Source organism: Nitrososphaera sp. AFS, from assembly GCF_009898475.1.
GTDB lineage: Archaea > Thermoproteota > Nitrososphaeria > Nitrososphaerales > Nitrososphaeraceae > Nitrosopolaris.
This window is the reverse complement of record NZ_QURE01000025.1, coordinates 24441-26996: the sequence shown is the minus strand read 5'-3', so window position 1 is coordinate 26996 and position 2556 is coordinate 24441. Positions and strand designations below refer to the sequence as shown.

Annotated in this window: 3 protein-coding genes; 2 read left to right on the top strand and 1 reads right to left on the bottom strand. The window is 37.4% G+C overall.

Translation table 11 applies throughout. The annotated features are described in order from the left end of the window. Positions 1–356: 356 nt before the first annotated feature. Together DYY65_RS04765 and DYY65_RS04760 are read left to right on the top strand one after the other, a co-directional pair. Positions 357–653 carry a hypothetical protein gene (locus DYY65_RS04765; RefSeq protein ID WP_162476840.1) on the top strand — a complete coding sequence of 99 codons (297 nt, stop codon included), beginning with the start codon at positions 357–359 and terminating at the stop codon, positions 651–653. After that, the gene (locus tag DYY65_RS04760; protein WP_370519296.1) at positions 635–838 is read left to right on the top strand and encodes a DUF1259 domain-containing protein; all 204 of its coding nucleotides are present in this window, start codon (positions 635–637) and stop codon (positions 836–838) included. Before DYY65_RS04765 ends, DYY65_RS04760 begins: the two co-directional genes overlap by 19 nt. 1197 nt (positions 839–2035) lie before the next feature. Here DYY65_RS04760 and DYY65_RS04755 read toward each other — a convergent pair. Continuing rightward, positions 2036–2293 carry a hypothetical protein gene (locus tag DYY65_RS04755; protein WP_162476839.1) on the bottom strand — a complete coding sequence of 86 codons (258 nt, stop codon included), beginning with the start codon at positions 2291–2293 and terminating at the stop codon, positions 2036–2038. Positions 2294–2556 lie beyond the last annotated feature (263 nt).

The window sequence follows — 2556 nt, the reverse complement described above, 5'->3', positions numbered from 1 at the left end:
AGCCTTATTGGAGAACTTGTCATTATTTCTGACAAGTACTCGTATAAATGCAATCGTTCTACCGTCAGATTTTATATCAATGCCATCCACGATGTGCTGCTCCTGCTCCATACTCCGACGGGACTTTGTTACTTGGTCATTCTCAAATACCATTCTCAAATACTTTATTGAGACTTCGTCTTACTTTCTGAGGATGTGGATAGCCCCACCATGACTATGACTGCAGGTTCGAGAATCTGCTTAATTTCCGTAGGGCATTATTATGTGCTAGAGGATTCTTACTCACCTGAGATTTTATTATACTTTTCTTACCATATGATAAATCAAGAGAACTCAAGGGGGCGATCCTATTATCCATGCTAGTAGGAGTACTAGTACTGGGATCGGCAGCAACCGGGTCAAAAATAATCTATGCGAATGCGATTCAACCCAACGAACCATCCCAACAATGTAAAGATGCGGCCAACAAAATTAGCGACAAAGCAGAAGCCTCAGAATCTGGTGGCGTATGTGACATCGAATTATCACGGGATTCACCATCAATGCAATTGTTAGGCCACGATTTTAATGAATTTACACCACATGAAATACGCTATGGTACTACTGGACACAACAATGTACTCATGGTATTTGAATTTACTGTACTTGCATAGAAGTAAATACCGTAATGAAGTCATTTACAGAACATGACATCACTGTGACTGCTATTCACAACCATTGGTTATTCGAGCATCCGACAATATACTACATTCATGGTGAAATGACTGGAGATCTTAATACTCTACTACAAGATGCAAAGGATGCTTTAATCAAGACTTCAGGACTTAGCCTATCCTAAATAATTTTTCCCTTTTTTTACTAGTTTTACAAGTGGTTTAGCTAAGTATGGTCTTATATTTTCAATATACCCCGCCAACCGATTGAAAGAGCTCCTCGCCCTATTGAAATCGAACGGAAGATGTCGGAACGTATATTGAAATGCGCACTAGGCCTTGGCGTCTGATAAATTGTAATTAAATTCTATTTTTAGTTTGGATACCCGGCTACGTGTAAGACGAAGGTTGTATGAGAAGGTTCTCTTTGATGTTCTTAGTAAATAAATATTAAGTGCTAGACAATTCTTACTCATTTGAGATCTTCATATACTTTTCTTACTATATACTGCCTATGGTAACGAGATTCAAAGCACTCTTCAAATGGGGCCTGTGGTAATATGATCTTGATGGTAGGGCCAATATTTCTATTCATGTTAAACATCTGTACCGCTCATGGATGTATTGATACTACGCTTCCAACAAGTAGTGCTGAAGTCAATCGGTGCATTGATGCTGTAAAACCAATTGCAGGAAATCAATCAGAACAGGACTGCAATCCGATGCTCAATTATCACTCGTGTGTATCAAGCATTGTTATTTGTGGAGCACCATTACATTTTTCCTATAGTGACTGTGTCCAGGGTGCGATAGAACGTGGTTTGTGGCATGGAATCGCCCCAAATGCTACAGATTGGTGCGTCACTTTTTTCAAGCATTAGTGAATTGATCTAGTCCTTACCTTTATTCAAGACATATTGAAATAATTTGAATCCGTTTCATTAATAGCATTTTATCTCCAATTTCCATCCACTATAGATTAAGAACATGGAGATAGAAATCTGTACTTGAGATGGGACAGGTACCACCGTTATTACCAGATAACCGACATTATCAGATAACAGAATTAGATCAACGCATAAAGCCACGGGCATGCCAAAATAGTGCGAACACGGATCAACTGTTGCTGTCATATCTCTTTGCTTTGACGCGTACTAATACTCGTTCTTGGAACTGGAAATAATCTTAGGTAATTCCAATTCATACTCTTTTTAAGGCTGTCCTGTATTTATTGAATGTTGAAGATTTGTTATCTCTGTGTCCCGTGCAAAAAGGAATTTAATATGGAATCGGCGAATAATCATGTTAAATTAACAAAGCACGAAATCATAGAAGAGACACCAGGATCTTGGATTTAGATAGAAAAGAAAGTAAGGAATATATTATTTTATCGCTTTTCTTTTTGCGGAATTGATTATCATTTTGGCCACATATTCTTCAATTCCCAATTTCCCAGCCACTGAAGCCGCATCAGACTGAAGTAGAGAATACAGGTCATATTTTTTCTCGAATAGTAATTCCTTCAATCCATCTGCAATATCCAGGTCGTAAATTTCAAATTGAGAAAAAATATGCTTCATTGCCAAAGCAACGGGGTCATCTGTAATTTCCACTAAATCTGGCATTGCTTTTGCTTTCATTTTTACACTTCTAAAATTATATGCTCAATTTTCAATATAATGATTTGCTATATAGAATTCTTTTCGATATATAGGTGATATTGGATCTACAATTTTGCTGACTAATTCTTAAAGGATCCCGAGCCGGAACACGGTTGAGTAAACGGTAAACGTCGAACCGGCCCGGAAAAGGCAATACGTAGTGAATTATATCATACATAAGGAATTATATAATAATTTCGTCGAAAATGAGAGAAGGACTCATAAAAGCAATTAAAACATGG

What these genes read in the sequence shown, in the direction of transcription:
- DYY65_RS04765 (WP_162476840.1), top strand. Translation starts at nt 357, where the DNA reads ATGCTAGTAGGAGTACTAGTACTGGGATCGGCAGCAACCGGGTCAAAA.
- DYY65_RS04755 (WP_162476839.1), bottom strand. Translation starts at nt 2,293, where the DNA reads ATGAAAGCAAAAGCAATGCCAGATTTAGTGGAAATTACAGATGACCCC.